We start from the raw sequence: 17,190 nt of genomic DNA, 5'->3' as shown, positions 1-17,190 counted from the left end.
AAGCTCGATGGAGACAGGGTCGCGGGCGCGATCGATGATCTGCTCGTCTTTGTCCAGCTCGAGCCGTGATCGCGTTCCTTCTTCGCATTCGGGCTCGAAAAGACGACCATCGTTTTCAGCCGCATCGGCTGAGTGGCAGAATGCCAGGGCCTGAACTGGATTTGAGTAAGGGACTGCTGCGCCAGTAAAGTCTTGCATTAACTAGATCGGGGCGTCTGAACCGCCGTTATGTCATACCAATGTGCAATCCCATTGAAGTCAGTGATATCTCGATCACTTGATGGTCCCACCGAGGCAAATTGGTCTGCCCGATGGACTTTTTATCGATAGCCACGGCGTGAATGGTACTCGAATACAAATAGCACACTTGAGTGGACAGGTTGCAAAGTCTTGGGCGAGAGTGACGCATAGGTCTGATGTGCGGACTCTAACTGGTATGACAGATAGGTTGACAAATGTGGTCAGGCCATTATCCCAAGTGCCATAAATATACCTTGAGGGAGGGGTGAAAATGGCACGTCGTGCAGCAAATTGCGGTGGAACCGCGCGCGTATCCGTATCTGCGGCACTGTTGGCGGGGGCGGCCTTCGGGGCGGTTCCGGCCTACGCGCAGGATGAGGATTCCAGCGACCAGCAACAGGTCGAGGTGGCGGAGGGCGATAGTGAAATCGTCGTCTCGGGCATCCGTGCCGTCATCCAGGGTTCGATTGACGAAAAGCGCCAGTCCATCCAGGTCTTCGACGCGCTCGCCGCCGACGAAATTGGCGATCTTCCGGCGCTATCGATTGGCGAAGCTCTTGAAACGCTTACAGGCGCTGGCTCACACCGCGAACAGGGCGGTGCGACCGAGATCTCCATTCGCGGACTTGGACCGTTCCTTAGCTCGACCGTCATAAATGGCAGGATTGCTACCAACGGGTCGGGGGATCGATCAGTCAATTTCAGCCAATTCCCGTCTGAACTCTTCGACAAGGTCGGCATCTACAAGACGCAGGCCGCAAGTTATATCGAGGGCGGGGTCGCCGGTCAGATCGTGCTCGAAACGATCAGGCCGATCGACTACGGCAAGCGCCGCATCCAAGGCGAATTCAAGCTAAACATAAACCCCGACAACCTCGATATCGATTCCGAACAGCGCTTCCAGAAATTCGGCTACCGGGCGACCGGAAGCTTCGTCGACCAGTTTCAGGCCGGTGATGGTGAATTCGGCATTGCGATCGGTTATCAGCGCAACGAAACCACCAATCCCGAGCAAGAGGCGAACGTCTCCAACACTATCCGTGCATGTGTGATCGATCCCAGCACGACAAGCGATGGTGTGTTCGATGATGGAAACTGCGATACAAGCGGCGGCACAATCGCCGGGCTGCGCGATGGCACCGTCAATCTGCCCTTTGTTATCGCGCGAAACAGCTATTCTTTCCGTACGAACATCACCGATGACACGCGCGAGGCGGTGTTTGGCTCCGTCCAGTACAAGCCCAGCCCGGACGTCGATATCATGGCTGATTTCCAATATTCCAAGCGCCTGTTCCGCGAGCAGCGCAGCGACCTGAATTTTGCCGAGGGCCGCCGAATTGACGGTCCGGGTGATCCCAACACCATACCCGGTTTTGACCTGATCTTCACCGACAGTGGCGCCTTGCGCCAATTCACCAATGAGCAACGTATCGAAGCGGTGAGCGAATATCTCGAACGCGATGAGGAGTATTACGGCGGGGGTCTCTCGCTCGATGCCAAGGTGTCCGATCGGATGACGATTTCGCTCGATGCTTCCTATTCACGCACCCAGCGCGTTGAAGAGGCGGTCCAGGTCCGCTTTCGTACCGAAGATGGCGAGAGCATTTTTGGCAACACCGATGCCGACGGAAACCCGTTCTTCCCTGAAGTCTTCGAAAGCGATCAGACGCCCAATGCCGGTACGCACGAACGGTACGGATGACCGGGTCGAAACCGCGGTCCTGATCCGGCAAAACGGCTCACAAGGCCTGAACTTCGTCACGCAGAACTTCGATGTGACCGATTACACCCTGTTCGCGAACGATCCACGAGTGCGCGCCGATCTAGAGCAGGACCGGTTCAACGAGGTCTGGGCTGTAAGGGGTGACACCGAATACGAACTCGATGGCTTCTTTTCGAGCCTGATGGCCGGTGCTCGCTACCAGGAGCTCGTGTACCGCGACGTTCCCGGAGCACAGGGCAGCTCCGATGACAGCCTGAGCCGGTTCGAAGAAACCTATAATGACACGGATGGCTCTGGCGCGCTTTTCGTAGCCAACCAGGAGTGTCGCACGTCGTTCCCGGTGGACGGGTTCCTGCAGTCGACCTCTGGCGGCAACCCTCTCATCACCAATGTCGATCTTGATGGCAACGTCCTCAGCACCTCGAATACGTTCGCGACCTTCGATGCATTGTGCATCGCGCAGGTGCTAGAGCGCGAAGACCCCCGAGGGCTGCAGTTTGATGAGAACGGTGTTCCGATCTACCTCTCTGGCGATTTTGATTCCATCGACAATACTGATGTGCTCGAGCAGACGTGGGCGGCTTATATACAGGCCAATTTCGATGGCGAGGTCGGTTCTCTCCCGATTCGGGGGAATGTGGGCGTCCGGCTTGTTGGCACCGATGTCACGACAACCGGCTTTCGCTCCGACCTGGTTGTGAATTTCGTCGCCGGCGATCCGACCGATCCGGATTCCTCCGACGAATTCACGATCGAGCAGGATATCAGCGCGCTGGTAAGGAACGTCACACGCGGCGGTTACACAGAATTCTTGCCGAGTTTCAATCTTGTCGCAGAATTCAATCCCGATCTGCTTGGTCGGTTCGCGGTTTATCGGTCGCTTTCGCGTCCGGATCCCTCGGAGCTTGGCAATGGTCGAACATTCGTCACCAACAACGACGAGTTTACGACCGCCGATCAGGCGATCCAGAACGGCATCGACAGCGTCAATGCGACGGGCAATCCAGCCACGGATCCGCTGCTATCGTGGAATGTGGATGCGGGACTCGAATGGTATCCGAATGATGACACCATCCTGGCCTTCAATGCCTATTACAAGAGCTTTAACGGCGGCTTTGAGGCCACCGCTATCACCGAAACATTTTCGGTCTCGGGCCAACTCGTCGATCTACCAGTGCTGACCGTCAACACGAATGACGAGACCAACACCATCTATGGGATCGAGGTTACCGCAGCGCACCGTTTCGGATATCTGCCGGCCCCATTCGATGGTCTGGGATTCAAGCTCAGCTACAATTATGCAGATTCCGATTTCGAGTTTGAAGATGATACGCTGGGCGCGATCACAACGGTCGATGCGAACAATGTGCAGACCACCATCAATGGCCTTATCCCGCCGTCCAACCTCTTCGGCTTTTCGGAACATGTGTTCTCGGGCCAGGTCTATTACGAAATCGGCGATTTCGATTTTCAGGGCGTTTACAAGTATCGCAGCGAGTACTTCCAGCAATTTGTCGCTACGCCGGGCCGCGTCCGCTATGTCGATGATGTGGGCGTTTTCGAGGCGCGCGTCTCTTACGAGGTCAACGACAACATTCGCCTCACTGCTGAGGGTATCAACCTGTTCAACGAACCGCGAACCAATTTCCGCGGCGCTCCCGATGATTTCGCGTCGATCCAGGTCTATGGTCCGCGGTACTTTGTCGGCGCGCGGGTGCGTTTCTAGGTTGGGTCGGCCGCCATCCCGGCGAGTGTCAGGTGGTGGCGGCCAACCAGTTCGACTGGCAATTTCGCCGGGAATGTGCATTGCAAAAGGGTGTATACGTTAAGGCAAGAAAGCTCAGAGGACGACGATGACAGGTAAGCGACTTTTTCAATCAGTAGCCGAAAAGATATCGAGCCTGATCGAAGACGGCGCCTTTCCTCCTGGGACACGCCTGCCCGGAGAGCGGGAACTGGCCGAGCGGCTGGGCGTCAGCCGCGTTACCATCCGGGAGGCGGAAATCGCCTTGCAGGCTGTGGGTCGGCTGGAGATCAAAACTGGCTCAGGCGTGTATGTGAGCGAACGGCAACCCGAAGAAGAGGCGGCGTTGCCATCGGCGAGCGCGTTCGAGGTTACGGAAGCGCGGCTGTTGGTGGAATCGGAGGCTGCTGCACTGGCCGCTCACAATATCAGCGACGAAGCGATCAGCGAGCTGTCGCAGTTGATCGAACAGATGCGCACCGGAGACGATTCGGCTGCCGATGATGCTGACAAGCATTTCCACCGGGTCATCGCTGAGGCGTCGAACAATGCGGCGATGATGCACACGGTGCAGTCGCTTTGGCGGATGCGCGAGGAACTTCCTGACGTGAAGGCTACCTATCAGGCGGTGTGCAAGCACGATGCGGATTCGCGTACGGCTGAACACGAAGCAATCTTTTGCGCGCTGCGCGACCGCGACCCTGCTGCGGCGCGGAATGCGATGCGCGAACACTTCCACCGGTTGATCGAGGCCATGCTCGACGCGACCGAGCGGATGGCGCTCGAAGAGGTGCAGGAACAGGTGTCCAAAAGCCGCAAGCGTTTCGCAGCGGTCGCCAAAATTGGCTAGGCCAAATTGGTAATACACGTTCTTCATTTTTAATATGCCAGATTGATTGACAAGCCGCTTCGCGCCCGTATAGTCTTTGAGCATAAGATTGGACGAGGGGATTGAGGGATGATGGCGAGGCTTGTCCTTGTGCTGCTCGCAGTATGGTTCGGAGCTTCACCGGCCCTGGCCGAGAACTATTTTGTCCGTAATCAGAACGAGTACGCCCACGCGCTCAAAGGTGTCGAGGCCGGCGACGTTATAATTCTGGCGAACGGCGAATGGCGTGATTTCGAGCTGGTCATCACCGGCGAAGGGCGTCCCGGAGAGCCGATCACCGTGATATCCGAAGAAGCCGGGAAGGTCGTCCTGACCGGTCAATCCAGCCTCCGTATCGGGGGTCGGCATATCCTTGTGACCGGCCTCGTTTTCAAGGATGGCTACAGTCCCCGCGGCGAGGTCATTTCGTTCCGCCGCACGAAGCAGGATGTGTCGCGCAACTCGCGTGTCACCGAGGTCGTGATCGACAACTTCAGCAAGCCAGATCGCTATGAAAGTGATTACTGGGTCGGCATCTACGGCAGGAATAACCGCTTCGATCACAACCACCTTGTCGGCAAGACGAACAAGGGCGTTACCCTTGCTGTGCGTCTCGACAGCGAAGAGAGCCGCGAGAACGGGCACCGGATCGACCACAATTATTTCGGTCCGCGCCCGGTGCTGGGCTCGAACGGCGGTGAGACGTTGCGGATCGGGACAAGCCGGTATTCGATGCACCGGTCCGAAACCACGGTCGAGAACAACATCTTCGACCGGACCGATGGCGAGGTCGAGATCATCTCGTCAAAATCGGGCGGCAATGTGTTCCGCGGCAATGTGTTTCTGCGCTCGCGCGGGACGCTTACTCTGCGTCACGGGGATGACAACATCATCGAGCGCAACATCTTTCTTGGCAAAGGCAAAGATTACACCGGCGGCATTCGCGTCATCAATCGCGGCCAGATCGTACGCGACAACTACATCGAAGGGATGCGCGGCACCGCGTTTTCGAGCGCGCTGGCAATCATGAACGGTGTGCCCAATTCGCCAGTCAATCGCTATGTGGAGGTCGAGAACGCGCAGATCGAGAACAACACCATCATCGACAGCAGGCGGGTCGCATTCAATGTCGGTGCTGACGAAGAGCGTTCGGCCCCTCCCAGCAATTCGACCTTCGCAAACAATCTCCTGAGCGGGATTGAGGGCGAGTCTTTCATAGAGGTCTACGGTGATATTTCCGGGATCAGTTTCTCCGGAAACCATGTTGCCAAAGGCGGCGTGGACAAGGCATTGGGCGATTTCTCACATGCACCGGTGGAAATGGCGCGCGCCGACAATGGCCTTCTTTATCCCGTTGATCCTGAACTCGAAAACGTTGGCGCTCCGCGCGATCTCAAGCCGGTAGCGCTCGCTGACGTCGGAGTGAAATGGTACGATAAACCCGGCATGGGGGCGTCTTTCGGCTCCTCGGGCAAAGTGATCGAGGTGGCGCCGGGCGAGGAGACGTTGGTCGAAGCGGCGATTGCGGCTGGCGACGGTGATGTCCTGCTGCTGGGCAGCGGCGAGTACATCGTCAATCGAGCCATTCCTCTCGACAAGGCGCTTACGATCAATGGAGGCCAAGCCGAGGGTGAGGAAGCGCCGACGGTGTTTTTCACCCGCCCGACCCTGATCGAACTGCGCGAAGGCGGTAATTTGCAGCTCGCCAATCTCGTGATCGACGGCGCACTCGCGCCGGATTCGGTCGGCAATTCGGCGATCCGCACAACCACCTATCCGATCAAATCGAACATGCAAATCGAGATGGACGGGGTGACAGTGCGCGGGTTGGTCGTGAACAGGTCGTTCAACGTGATCACTCTGGGCAAGAGCGCGCTTGCCGATCGGGTATCGATCAGAAACAGCAATTTTTCCGACATCACCGGCACGGTTGTCTCGTACCGCTGCAGAAACCGAAGATTTTGGCCAGTACAATGTTGAGTATCTCGACATAACAGGCAGCAATTTTCTCAATGTCGGCGGACCGGTCGTCAATATCTATCGCGGTGGCCGTGATGAGAGTACGTTTGGCCCCTTCGTCACATTCTCCGACAATAACATGGTCGGTGTCGGGTTGGCTGCGACCAACATTCTGAGTGCCTCGATCAACCTGCACGGCGTCCAGACTGCGCGTATTGAGCGCAACAATGTGGCAGACTCGGCAGCATTTCGCATTGTCCACACGGTAGGCGCGCCGAAGACGGCAATTCGCGAAAACCTGTTTGCCAACACGCCGACCTTTATCCTCGAAGAGCTCAACTATGAAGGCGAGCACCGCGCTCTGCTGTCCGGCAACGAGTTCGCTGCGGAAGAAAGTAAATGAGGCTTGTGAAACTTCTCGCGGCGGCAGCAGCCATGTGTCTTCTACCGTACACAGCCGCTGCTGCTACTGCTCTGCCATCGGACCGAGAGGCTGTCGAAGCAGCCCAGGCCGAGCTGCCGCCGCTCTATGCCGCCGAACTGGAGCAGGCCAAGGCGTTTGTTGATAGCATGATGGAAGAGGGCGTGGTCGTTCCGGTGCCCATGGATCCGGGCGGCGGCTACACTCATGAACAGCACAAACGCAATTACAGGGCGATCTATCTCGGCGGCCAGATATACCGGATAACCGGCGATGACAGATACCGCGATTATGTGCGGGACATGTTGCTTGAATATGCCGAGCTTTATCCCACTCTCGGCGATCATCCTGCAAAGGCAAACCAGAACGTCGGGCGGCTGTTCTGGCAGGTTTTGAACGATGCCATGTGGCTGGTCCACGCGGTGCAGGGTTATGGCAACATCCGCGAAACGCTGGCTGCTGAAGAACGCGCATCAATCGACGACAACGTGTTTCGCCCCGCGGTGCAATTCCTGTCGGTCGAATCCGAGCGGACTTTCAACCGCATCCATAATCACGCGACCTGGGCAACCGCTGGCGTTGGAATGACCGGTTATCTGCTGGGCGATCGGGACATGGTCGACATTGCCCTGCTGGGATCGGCCAAGAGCGGTGAAACCGGCTTCATCCGTCAGACAGAGCTGCTGTTCTCGCCCGATGGGTATTACACCGAAGGCCCCTATTATCAGCGGTTCGCGCTGCTCCCCTTCCTGGTGTTTGCCGATGCAATCGAGCGCAACGAGCCAGAGCGTGCGATATTTCAGCACCGCAACGGGATCCTGCTGAAGGCGCTGCGCACGACCATTCAACTCAGCTACCAGGGGTACTTCTTCCCGTTCAACGACGCGATCCGCGACAAGAGCCTGAAAACGGCTGAACTCTATGACGGGGTCGCAATCGCCTATGCCCAGACCGGCGATCCCTCGCTCCTGTCGATTGCAGAGTTTCAGGGCCGCACTGTGCTGACGCCCAATGGCATGCAGGTCGCGCGCGATCTTGCGGCGGGAAAAGCAAAACCATTCCCGTTCAAATCTATGCTCCTGAGTGACGGACCGGATGGGCAGCAGGGCGCAGTCGCAATCCTGCGCCGGGGCGAGGGCGCCAGGCATACCGCTCTCGTGGCCAAGAATTCGTCGCAGGGCATGGGCCATGGCCATTTCGACAAACTTGCCTGGCAACTATACGACAACGGCAACGAGATTGTGCGCGATTACGGCGCCGCGCGGTTCCTCAACATCGTGGCAAAGGAAGGCGGGCGCTACCTGCCTGAAAACACCACCTGGGCCAAATCGAGCGTCGCGCACAACACTCTTGTTGTCGACGAGAGCAGCCATTTTGATGGCGATGTAAACATCGCAAATGAAAAGTGGCCGGAGCAGCTCTATTTCTCCGATGCGCCCGGACTTCAGGTTTCAAGCGCGCGGATCGGCGGTGCCTATCCTGGTGTGGTGATGCGGCGCACGTTGATTATGCCGGAAATCGAAGGCCTTGAAGCTCCGCTGGTGCTCGACCTAGTGCGCGCGTCGAGCGATGATACGCATCAATACGATCTGCCATTGCATTATTCCGGCCACATCATGGAAATGGATTTCGAGGCCGAGGCGTATACCTCCCAGCGCCCAGTCCTTGGAGACGAAGCTGGCTACCAGCACATCTGGGTCGACGCGATTGCGGACCTGGATGAGGGCAAGGGAGCGCTAACCTGGATCCTCGATGGACGGTTCTACACCTACAGGTTTGCAACCGGCAATCCGGCGCAGGCGGTTTTGGGCGAGAGCGGGGCGAACGATCCCAGTTTTAATTTGCGCCGCGAACCGCTCATCATGCTGCGCGCGGTGCGGAGCGGGGCAGCAAGTTTCGCAAGCCTGCTGGAAGCACACGGAAACTATGACGGCGCTGCCGAACAGACCGTCGCCAGCCGCAGCCGCGTGGCTGACATGACCCATGAACGTGTGGGCAATTACGACATTGTGCGTGTGACCCTGAAATCGGGGCAGCGCCATGCAATCGCTGTTTCGCACAACTCCGATCCCGATGTGGATCACAGCGTTACGCTGGATGGCGAAGATATCGCCTGGAACGGGTTTGCCGATGTGGTCACGCTGACTGGAGGGGAGAACTAGAATGGCCAATGTGGTTAGCGCGGCAGGTCTGCCCTTTGTGGTCGCAAGGGATGTTCCGTCAGACAATGCGTGCGACGGGATTACCCGTCAGACGCGTCATTATGGATCGGCAATCATGATTTTGCGCGCTTGGTTCGAAAATTGCGTGCTGATCGACGCTTTCAGCCGCGTTCGTGAAGAGTTTCTGGGCAAGGAGGCCTGAGCATGCCCAAGGGTAAATTGCGCTTCTGGATTGTTGGCCTCGTCGCGCTTGCAACGATCATCAACTACATCGATCGCGGCGCTCTCGCCGTCCTGTGGCCGGAGATTTCCGAGGAGCTGGATCTCGGCAAGGCCGAATATGCGATCATCATCAACGTATTCACGTTCGCCTATGCGTTCGGTCAGACGTTGTTCGGCAAAATTTTCGACTGGATCGGGGTGCGCCTGGGCTTTGTCCTGTCAATAGTAGTCTGGTCGGCGGCAACCATGATGCATGCGGTGGCCAATGGCATGGTCAGCTTTTCGATCTATCGCGGCATCCTGGGTGTGTCGGAGGCAGGCAACTGGCCCGGTGCGACGAAGGCCAATGCCGAGTGGTTTCCGATCAACGAGCGCGCTTTGGCGCAGGGCATATTCAATTCGGGCGCGGCGATTGGCGGCATCGTCTCCGCTCCCGTTGTTGGACTAATGTTCGTCTTCCTCGGATCGTGGCAGGCGACTTTTATCGCGATCGGTGCGCTCGGGTTCTTGTGGCTGATCCCGTGGCTTATCGTCTATAAATCGGGGCCGGATGCGCACCCCTGGATCACAGAGGAAGAACGCCAGTTCATCCTGACCGGACAACGCAACAAGGATGTCGATGAGGTCGCCGATTACGCGCCTAATTCAGGCGAGATTTTGAGCCGCAAGGAAAGCTGGGGCGTGATCATGGCCTCGTTCTTCCTCGATCCGATCTGGTGGCTGTTCGTCGGCTGGCTGCCGCTCTATCTCTACGAAACCTACGGTTTCGGAGTTGAGGAAATCGCGACCTATGCGGCGATCCCTTATATAGGAGCAATGTTCGGCGCATGGTTTGGCGGATTGCTCGCACAGAACCGCATCGCGGTACGGCTGGAGCGTCAACCGCGCGCGCAAGAGCGTGATCGCACTTGGCGGTGTCATCATGCTGGTGTCGCTGCTCGCCACCTCTCAGGCCAGCGCGCCGCTATTTGCGGTCATGCTCATGGCTGTCATCCTGTTCGGCTTTCAGACTGCGGTAGGCAATATCCAGACCCTGCCGAGCGATTTCTATAGCGGCAAGTCGGTCGGCTCGCTTGCGGGCTTTGCCGGCACGGCTGCGAAGCTGGCGGTGGTGCTGCTCAATTTCCTGATCCCGGTCATCACCGTGAACAGCTATGCGCCTGCCTTTATCGTCGGCGCGGGGCTTGCGATCATGACCGTAGTTTCGGTGCTTATCCTGTGCCCCGAAATCAAACCACTCAAACCGAAATCGGCCTCTGGCCAAGCACTTTCCTAGAAGGGGGAACCAATGAAATTTGCAGGCAAGACTGCTGTCGTTACCGGCGGGAGCCGTGACATAGGCCGCGCAATTTGCGTCAAGCTCGCAGGCGAAGGCGCGAACGTCGTCGTTAATTACAACAGCAACGAGGCCGACGCCGATGCGACATTGGCGGCCATCGAGGCTGCTGGCGGTAAGGGTGTCAAGGTAAAGGCCGACGTCACCAAGTCTGCCGATGTCGATGCGCTCGTCGCCGCAAGCCGCGAGGCCTTCGGCGACAGCATCGATATCCTCGTCAACAATGCTGGTGGGCTCGTTGCGCGCAAGACGCTCGAAGAGATGGACGAGGAGTTTTTCAACTTCGTCATGCAGCTCAACGTCACCTCGACATTCCTCGCCTGCAAGGCAGCGGCGCCGTTCATGAAAGAAGGCAGCGCGATCGTGAACCTGGCCTCGCTCGCTGGCCGCGATGGCGGCGGCGGCGGCGCGACTGCCTATGCCACGGCAAAAGGTGCAGTGATGACATTCACGCGCGGGCTGGCAAAGGAGCTGGGGCCGAAAGGTATCCGGGTCAACGCGCTGTGCCCCGGTATGATTGCGACCACATTCCATGACAAATTCACCCCCGACGCGGCGCGTGAGAATGTCGCCAATTCCACGCCGCTGCGCCGCCAGGGACGGGCCGAGGAAGCCGCTGATCTGGTCGCCTACCTCGCATCCGACGAAGCGTCGTTCATCACCGGGGCGAATGTCGATATCAATGGCGGTCTCGCCTTTTCGTAAGACGCGCACAAACGGAGATTTCCCGATGACCGGCGAACTGTCTCAGCGGCTTTCAGCAGCACCAGTGGTGCCGCTGATTGCTGAAAACGATGCCGCCTGCGCGGTTCGAACTGCTGAAGCGCTATCCGCTGGCGGGCTGGGCGTGATCGAGGTCGTGATGCGCAGCGACGACGCGCAAAAAGGTATGGAGGCGATCATCACCGAAACCGAAGGGCTGATCGTCGGGGCGGGCACCGTGCTGACGTTGGATCAGGCAAAATCGGTTCGCGCAAGCGGAGCGCAGTTCGTCGTCTCGCCCGGATTGGTGGACGAAATTGCACACTATTGCCTCGATGAAAACATTCCCTTCTATCCGGGCACAATGACAGCGGGCGAAGTCCAGCGCGCCTATGCGCTGGGCCTTCGTAATGTGAAGTTTTTCCCGGCGAGCCTCGCTGGCGGCGTGCCAATGCTCAAGGCTTTCAGCTCTGTCTTCCGCGAGATGCGCTTCATGCCGACCGGCGGTGTTTCGGCGGACAATCTGGCCGAATTTCTCGCCCTTCCCAGCGTGCTGGCATGCGGCGGTAGCTGGCTCACTCCCAGGGACGCGGTCGCGATCGGTGACTACGCCCGGATCACTGACCTTGCGGCGCAGGCTGTGGCAATTGCGCAGGCTGCCCGCTGACAGGAGTTCTTCCTCATGACTGATTTTCTATCATTTGGTGAAATCATGCTGCGGCTCAAGACGCCGGGACATATGCGGTTTTTCCAGTCGCCGGAATTCGAGGCGACGTTTGGCGGGGGCGAGGCGAATGTTGCGGTTGCGCTGAGCAATTATGGTCTCGATGCCGGCTTCGTAAGCGCGCTGCCGGATAACGACATTGGCGAAAACGCGATCATGGAACTGCGCAAGTTCGGCGTCGACACCGCGCATATCAGCCGCTCTGGCGACCGGGTGGGGATCTACTTTCTGGAGACGGGATCGAACCAGCGTCCCTCCAAGGTGGTCTATGACCGCGCGAACTCCTCGATCTGCAATGCCAGCGCGGACGAGTTCGACTGGCCGGCAATCTTCAAGGGCGCCAAATGGCTGCACATCACCGGGATCACGCCAGCGCTCAGCCAGTCGGCGGCGGACCTGTCGATGGCGTGCGTGAGGGCGGCGAAGGAGGCGGGCGTCACCGTCTCGTGCGATTTCAACTATCGCGGCAAGCTGTGGAAATACGGCAAGAGCGCGCCCGAAGTGATGCGCGAGCTGGTCAAATATGTCGATGTCGGCATTGCGAATGAGGAAGACTGCCAGAAGTCGCTCGACATCTCGGTCGATGTCGATGTGGAATCCGGCGAACTCGACACTGCCAAATACGAGGCGCTGGGCCAGAAGGTGCTCGATATCTATCCCGATATGCACACGATCGCGATTACCCTGCGCGAAAGCCTCAGCGCAGACCGCAACAACTGGTCCGCCTGCCTGCGCACGCGAGACAACGGCTTCATGCTCTCGAAGAAGTACGAGCTGACCGATATCGTCGACCGGGTGGGCGGCGGAGACAGCTTCGCCTCGGCGCTGATCTACGGGCTCAACGCTTACGCGGACCGCCAGCAGAGCCTCGAGTTCGCCGTCGCAGCCAGCGCGCTCAAGCACTCGGTCATGGGCGACTTCAACCGCGTCACCGTGCCCGAGGTCGAAAAACTGATGAGCGGCGACGGATCAGGCCGCGTGCAGCGGTAGGAATGGAGAGGTGGCCATGCTCGAACTCAGGATGATCGTCGGAGGGCAGGCTGTGTCGCCCGAGCGCTGGACGGCCCACCAGGCCAATGACAACAAATCGCGCGAGCAGATGCTGTTCGAAAGAGCGGTGGCCCGCGAAATGGTCGACGACCGCGCTAAGTGATCCTATCGAAAGCGGGCCTTAACCTCCCGTAGCCAAGTTGTGACTAGGCTGAGCGCAACGCTTGTGTTGGGGAGCGTGCCTATTGTTCGGCCTCTTGAAGCGACACGATCCACTCATTCACCGCTCCCGACGCCACTTCGGCACCTTGGGCGCTAAAGTGGCCATCGGAGGCGTAAAGGGCTGTGGGATCGTCGAACCTGCCGAAGACTTCAGTAAGGTCAATGACCTGGACCTGCTCTCTTGCGGCGGCATCAAGCACGTTGGAACGAAGGGAGTCGTAAGCAAAGGATTTGTCGAAGAAGCCCCGAAAACGCGCATCTTGCGGTATATAGACAAGAACGAAGCGGTCGCCCCAACTTTCCGTGATTTGCTTGGCACGCGCCAATACATCGCCGTAGATTGGCTGATCACGTGTTACCCTGGGATAATCGAGGCCGAGGAGGCCCCATACTTCGTTCAAGGCAAAAATATTCCTCACGAAGGATGACTTCGAAAAGATCGTAGTGGGGGAAATATCTTCTTCCCACCATTGATCGACGATTTTTCCAGCTCCGCGGATCGTATCGTCGGAAAGATGCGGATCGCCGAATTCGACCCCCGGGTTCATGGACTGCGCCAGCCAGGGCATGGACGTTTCTCGCGACAGATTTTTCCAATCATTGCCTGCGAAGAATGCCATCACGACATAATCCGGCTCGAACGCTGCCCCGTAGCGGCCAATCAAGGCGAGCTCGAGGAGTGGCCCTGCTGCGCGCTTCCCGATGCCGGCGGTCTGCGGCTGCAGGTCGCGCATTTTGCCTACGAACGTATCTGGCCCCGGCTGGCAATGACCCTCGACGAACGAGTCGCCCACCAACATTACCTTAAGCGGCTGGTCATGGATCGTATCATCATTGTTAAAACCATACCGGTCGGCGGTGTAATAGAGCGGCTTACCTTCGTGCGCGCACAACAGCACTTCCTTGCCCGGGATACCGCCGAGAATGGCCTGATCGAGGCGCTCGATCTCCAGTTCTTCCGTCAGATGCTTGCTCGAATACATGGGCGGGATGCCGTCACGCCCGCGAGCCACTTCGTCACCGCTAACTGTATCGTTGCCGACCATCCCGACAATACTCAGCATTGCCAATACGACCCGAGCATTCAGAAATAATTCGATCAGCAACAATGTGAACAAGACAGCAGTTGCGGTTAGCCCCACATTTGCTCCCCTCCGAGCGGACAGAAGGAAGCCGTACCGCGAAAAACGCGAGCGCTATCAGGCCCGGTCCTGCGATATAGCGCAAGAACTGCGGTAGCTCGGCCCCGTAGGAAGAAAAATTGACCAGTCCATAAACCGCTACGGCCACGAAGTAGATTGCGGGCAAACCGCACAGCAATATTGCCAGCGATCGGCTGGGCGATGACGGTTGCTGATCAACCGGCGGGATCGTGTCAGCCCGTTCGATATCCGCGGTTGCGTTCATCAATCGAGCTCGAACTGGTTCTTGTAGTCTTGGGCAAGTTCGGGATCCTGTTGATCCTTGGTCATGACGCAATTGCCGACCGCCAGATAGTCGAGGCCTGTTCCCATAAAGCAGCGAAAAGCGTCCTCCGGTGTACAGACAATCGGCTCACCGCGCACGTTGAAACTGGTGTTGATCAGGACCGGGCAATTCGTGCGATCTTCAAACGCGCTCAACAGGTCCCAATAGCGCGGATTAGTTTCGCGGTGGACGGTTTGAATCCTGGCCGAATAGTCGACATGGGTTATGGCAGGAATGGTGGACCGTGCGACATTGAGCTTGTCGATCCCGAACAGGGATTGCTCCTCTTCGGTCATCTCAAGACGGCGATCTTCGGCGAGGTCGCCGACCATGAGCATGTATGGGCTGTCGCTGTCGTGCTCGAACCAATCCGCAACGCTTTCGCGTTTCACGGACGGAGCAAAGGGACGGAAACTCTCGCGGTATTTCACCTTCAGATTGAGGGTGCGCTGCATGCTGGGCGATCGCGGGTCACCGAGAATCGAACGTCCTCCCAGTGCGCGAGGACCAAATTCCATTCGGCCCTGCATCCAGCCAATGGCTTGACCATCAGCAAGTGCGTCTGCCGTCCGTTCGATCACGTCCGGCTCAGCACTGACGTCGAATTTCGCGCCGATTGCTTGCAAACGGCTTTCGATATCGGCCTGCTCGAATGATGGGCCGAGATATGATCCGGCCATGGCATCGCTGCCGTCCTGACGCACGGTGCGCGGTTGATCGTGGAACTGGTACCAGACAGAAAGCGCGGCGCCCAAGGCGCCGCCGGCATCGCCCGCTGCTGGTTGCACCCAGATGTTGTCAAAAATCCCTTCGCGCAGCAATTTTCCGTTTGCGACGCAGTTGAGGGCTACACCGCCAGCGAGGCACAGATTGCGCTCGCCCGTGTCGGCCTGGATCGATTTGGCGAGCCGCAAAACAATCATTTCGGTGACCTTTTGCACGGAGGCCGCCAAGTCCATTTCGCGCTGGGTCAGGTCATCTTCGGGCTTGCGTGGAGGCCCATCGAACAGGCGATCAAACGCCTTTGATGTCATCGTCAAACCGCTGATGTAATTGAAGTATTTCTGATCCATGTGAAACGTGCCGTCCTGGTTCACGTGGATCAGGTTATCGAGAATTTTCTGCACGTATCGTGGATTACCGTAGGGGGCCAGGCCCATTACCTTGTATTCGCCCGAGTTCACCCGGAAACCCGTGTAATAGGTGAACGCCGAATAGAGCAGGCCCAGCGAATGCGGGAAGTGCAGCTCTTTCTGTATTTCGAAGCGGTTGCCTGAGCCGTGGCCGAGGCTGGTCGTGCACCATTCGCCAACGCCGTCCATCGTCAGCACTGCGGCGCTTTCGAACGGCGAGGGATAGAAAGCGCTGGCTGCGTGCGACTGGTGATGCTCGGTGAAGAGCAGCGAACCGTTCCAGGCGTGTCCGCCCGGCAATTTCATCAACTCATCGCGCAAGAGCTTTTTCTGGAAAAGCTTGTCCTTGATCCAGAGCGGTATCGCCAGCCGGAAAGAGCTGAAACCCCGCGGAGCTGTTGCAAAATACGACTCAAGCAAGCGTTCGAATTTAACGAACGGCTTCTCGTAAAAGACGACGTGGTCAACGCTTTCGAGCGTGCAGCCAGCCTCTTGCAGGCAATACGAGATCGCAGAACTGGGGAAACGGGGATCGTGCTTGCGGCGGCTGAATCGTTCTTCCTGTGCTGCAGCGACGATATTGCCATCCTCGACAAGCGCAGCTGCACTGTCGTGGTAGAAGGCCGATATTCCCAGAATGCGCATTTCGCGGAAGCCTTCAGAAGATCGTGTAGATAAATGGCGCGATTGCGGTGCCCTGCGTCAGCACTATCAAGAGACCAAACAGGAACATGATCGCCATAATCGGCGCCATCCAGATCTTCTTTCTGGCTTTCAAAAATGCCCAAAGTTCTTTGACAAGCTCCATCCTCTGCCCTTCAGAATTGGTTTTTCATTGTTTCGGGAGACGGACCCGGTGGATCGCGGGCAATCCAGTAAGTGGACGCCTCGCGTCGGTGCTTTTGTCTGAGAGCATCCCGGTAAGAACAGCTTCATTCCAAGACCGATGGGCACGAAAAGCACGATATACATCAGAGCCATCACGATCGGATTTATGATGCTGGCCAGTAGCAATCCGAATTTCATCCATGCTCTATTGAGCGAACTGAGCGAGCTGGGAAGCAACAGAGCCAGAATGACGAGCAGACCCCCGGGAACTGCAATCGCTGCAGTACTGGTCATGCCGGCTTCGAAGAAGGTCCACCTGATGAGTGCAATCGCGAGGAGGATTCCACCGACAGTAAAGCCAAAGCTACGGTTCGAAGAGCCTTCGATTTTTTGATTGTCTTCGAAATTGTCATGCGCAGACTTTGCCATATATCTCCCTCCCCTCTTTA

At 57.7% G+C, this 17,190-nt stretch carries 17 protein-coding genes; 13 read left to right on the top strand and 4 right to left on the bottom strand.

All coding sequences use genetic code 11. The annotated features are described in order from the left end of the window. The first annotated feature begins 511 nt into the window (after positions 1-511). The 13 genes from AC0L39_RS13400 (at position 512) to AC0L39_RS13340 (ending at position 13,254) form a co-directional block, all read left to right on the top strand. Positions 512-1,942 carry a TonB-dependent receptor plug domain-containing protein gene (locus AC0L39_RS13400; RefSeq protein ID WP_473258591.1) on the top strand — a complete coding sequence of 477 codons (1,431 nt, stop codon included), beginning with the start codon at positions 512-514 and terminating at the stop codon, positions 1,940-1,942. Continuing rightward, positions 1,914-3,689, top strand: coding sequence for a TonB-dependent receptor domain-containing protein (locus AC0L39_RS13395; protein WP_473258590.1), 1,776 nt, complete (start codon positions 1,914-1,916; stop codon positions 3,687-3,689). Before AC0L39_RS13400 ends, AC0L39_RS13395 begins: the two co-directional genes overlap by 29 nt. A gap of 127 nt (positions 3,690-3,816) precedes the next feature. Beyond that, the gene (locus tag AC0L39_RS13390; protein WP_473258589.1) at positions 3,817-4,557 is read left to right on the top strand and encodes a FadR/GntR family transcriptional regulator; all 741 of its coding nucleotides are present in this window, start codon (positions 3,817-3,819) and stop codon (positions 4,555-4,557) included. 108 nt (positions 4,558-4,665) lie between these two features. Beyond that, positions 4,666-6,555 (top strand): polysaccharide lyase 6 family protein, encoded by a 1,890-nt coding sequence (locus tag AC0L39_RS13385; protein WP_473258588.1) that lies wholly within the window; start codon positions 4,666-4,668, stop codon positions 6,553-6,555. Then, complete coding sequence (locus AC0L39_RS13380; protein WP_473258587.1) at positions 6,506-6,937, top strand: hypothetical protein; 432 nt, start codon at positions 6,506-6,508, stop codon at positions 6,935-6,937. The genes AC0L39_RS13385 and AC0L39_RS13380 overlap by 50 nt, the downstream gene beginning before the upstream one ends. Next, a complete protein-coding gene (locus AC0L39_RS13375) occupies positions 6,934-9,117 on the top strand; it encodes an alginate lyase family protein (protein ID WP_473258585.1) in 2,184 nt (727 codons plus the stop codon). Before AC0L39_RS13380 ends, AC0L39_RS13375 begins: the two co-directional genes overlap by 4 nt. Before the next feature lies 1 nt (position 9,118). Continuing rightward, complete coding sequence (locus tag AC0L39_RS13370; protein WP_473258584.1) at positions 9,119-9,319, top strand: hypothetical protein; 201 nt, start codon at positions 9,119-9,121, stop codon at positions 9,317-9,319. Between the two features lie 2 nt (positions 9,320-9,321). After that, positions 9,322-10,392, top strand: coding sequence for an MFS transporter (locus tag AC0L39_RS13365; protein ID WP_473258583.1), 1,071 nt, complete (start codon positions 9,322-9,324; stop codon positions 10,390-10,392). Beyond that, complete coding sequence (locus AC0L39_RS13360) at positions 10,322-10,615, top strand: MFS transporter (protein ID WP_473258582.1); 294 nt, start codon at positions 10,322-10,324, stop codon at positions 10,613-10,615. Before AC0L39_RS13365 ends, AC0L39_RS13360 begins: the two co-directional genes overlap by 71 nt. A 12-nt stretch (positions 10,616-10,627) precedes the next feature. After that, a complete protein-coding gene (locus AC0L39_RS13355; protein ID WP_473258581.1) occupies positions 10,628-11,380 on the top strand; it encodes an SDR family NAD(P)-dependent oxidoreductase in 753 nt (250 codons plus the stop codon). A gap of 25 nt (positions 11,381-11,405) precedes the next feature. Continuing rightward, the gene (gene eda, locus AC0L39_RS13350; RefSeq protein ID WP_473258580.1) at positions 11,406-12,044 is read left to right on the top strand and encodes a bifunctional 4-hydroxy-2-oxoglutarate aldolase/2-dehydro-3-deoxy-phosphogluconate aldolase; all 639 of its coding nucleotides are present in this window, start codon (positions 11,406-11,408) and stop codon (positions 12,042-12,044) included. 15 nt (positions 12,045-12,059) lie between these two features. After that, positions 12,060-13,091: a PfkB family carbohydrate kinase gene (locus AC0L39_RS13345; protein WP_473258579.1), complete on the top strand. Its 1,032-nt coding sequence runs from the start codon at positions 12,060-12,062 to the stop codon at positions 13,089-13,091. A gap of 16 nt (positions 13,092-13,107) precedes the next feature. Beyond that, positions 13,108-13,254: a hypothetical protein gene (locus AC0L39_RS13340; RefSeq protein ID WP_473258578.1), complete on the top strand. Its 147-nt coding sequence runs from the start codon at positions 13,108-13,110 to the stop codon at positions 13,252-13,254. A 79-nt stretch (positions 13,255-13,333) separates the two neighbouring features. On the opposite strand, the gene AC0L39_RS13335 is transcribed toward AC0L39_RS13340, so the two are convergent. The 4 genes from AC0L39_RS13335 to AC0L39_RS13320 form a co-directional block, all read right to left on the bottom strand. Beyond that, positions 13,334-14,455, bottom strand: coding sequence for a hypothetical protein (locus tag AC0L39_RS13335; RefSeq protein WP_473258576.1), 1,122 nt, complete (start codon positions 14,453-14,455; stop codon positions 13,334-13,336). 264 nt (positions 14,456-14,719) lie between these two features. Further along, positions 14,720-16,558: a carbamoyltransferase family protein gene (locus AC0L39_RS13330; protein ID WP_473258574.1), complete on the bottom strand. Its 1,839-nt coding sequence runs from the start codon at positions 16,556-16,558 to the stop codon at positions 14,720-14,722. Between the two features lie 13 nt (positions 16,559-16,571). Continuing rightward, positions 16,572-16,667 carry a DUF5989 family protein gene (locus AC0L39_RS13325; protein ID WP_473258572.1) on the bottom strand — a complete coding sequence of 32 codons (96 nt, stop codon included), beginning with the start codon at positions 16,665-16,667 and terminating at the stop codon, positions 16,572-16,574. A gap of 20 nt (positions 16,668-16,687) precedes the next feature. Further along, the gene (locus AC0L39_RS13320; protein WP_473258571.1) at positions 16,688-17,170 is read right to left on the bottom strand and encodes a hypothetical protein; all 483 of its coding nucleotides are present in this window, start codon (positions 17,168-17,170) and stop codon (positions 16,688-16,690) included. Positions 17,171-17,190: the final 20 nt, after the last annotated feature.

This window comes from Erythrobacter sp. K21-9 (assembly GCF_055808355.1).
Note: the sequence above shows the minus strand (reverse complement) of the source record. Positions and strands in the feature narration are given on the sequence as shown.

Excerpts from the sequence above, each read along its gene's own strand:
- AC0L39_RS13400 (WP_473258591.1), top strand. The coding sequence starts at position 512 with ATGGCACGTCGTGCAGCAAATTGCGGTGGAACCGCGCGCGTATCCGTA.
- AC0L39_RS13395 (WP_473258590.1), top strand. The coding sequence starts at position 1,914 with ATGCCGGTACGCACGAACGGTACGGATGACCGGGTCGAAACCGCGGTC.
- AC0L39_RS13390 (WP_473258589.1), top strand. The coding sequence starts at position 3,817 with ATGACAGGTAAGCGACTTTTTCAATCAGTAGCCGAAAAGATATCGAGC.
- AC0L39_RS13385 (WP_473258588.1), top strand. The coding sequence starts at position 4,666 with ATGATGGCGAGGCTTGTCCTTGTGCTGCTCGCAGTATGGTTCGGAGCT.
- AC0L39_RS13375 (WP_473258585.1), top strand. The coding sequence starts at position 6,934 with ATGAGGCTTGTGAAACTTCTCGCGGCGGCAGCAGCCATGTGTCTTCTA.
- AC0L39_RS13370 (WP_473258584.1), top strand. The coding sequence starts at position 9,119 with ATGGCCAATGTGGTTAGCGCGGCAGGTCTGCCCTTTGTGGTCGCAAGG.
- AC0L39_RS13365 (WP_473258583.1), top strand. The coding sequence starts at position 9,322 with ATGCCCAAGGGTAAATTGCGCTTCTGGATTGTTGGCCTCGTCGCGCTT.
- AC0L39_RS13360 (WP_473258582.1), top strand. The coding sequence starts at position 10,322 with ATGGCTGTCATCCTGTTCGGCTTTCAGACTGCGGTAGGCAATATCCAG.
- AC0L39_RS13355 (WP_473258581.1), top strand. The coding sequence starts at position 10,628 with ATGAAATTTGCAGGCAAGACTGCTGTCGTTACCGGCGGGAGCCGTGAC.
- eda (WP_473258580.1), top strand. The coding sequence starts at position 11,406 with ATGACCGGCGAACTGTCTCAGCGGCTTTCAGCAGCACCAGTGGTGCCG.
- AC0L39_RS13345 (WP_473258579.1), top strand. The coding sequence starts at position 12,060 with ATGACTGATTTTCTATCATTTGGTGAAATCATGCTGCGGCTCAAGACG.
- AC0L39_RS13340 (WP_473258578.1), top strand. The coding sequence starts at position 13,108 with ATGCTCGAACTCAGGATGATCGTCGGAGGGCAGGCTGTGTCGCCCGAG.
- AC0L39_RS13330 (WP_473258574.1), bottom strand. The coding sequence starts at position 16,558 with ATGCGCATTCTGGGAATATCGGCCTTCTACCACGACAGTGCAGCTGCG.
- AC0L39_RS13325 (WP_473258572.1), bottom strand. The coding sequence starts at position 16,667 with ATGGCGCCGATTATGGCGATCATGTTCCTGTTTGGTCTCTTGATAGTG.
- AC0L39_RS13320 (WP_473258571.1), bottom strand. The coding sequence starts at position 17,170 with ATGGCAAAGTCTGCGCATGACAATTTCGAAGACAATCAAAAAATCGAA.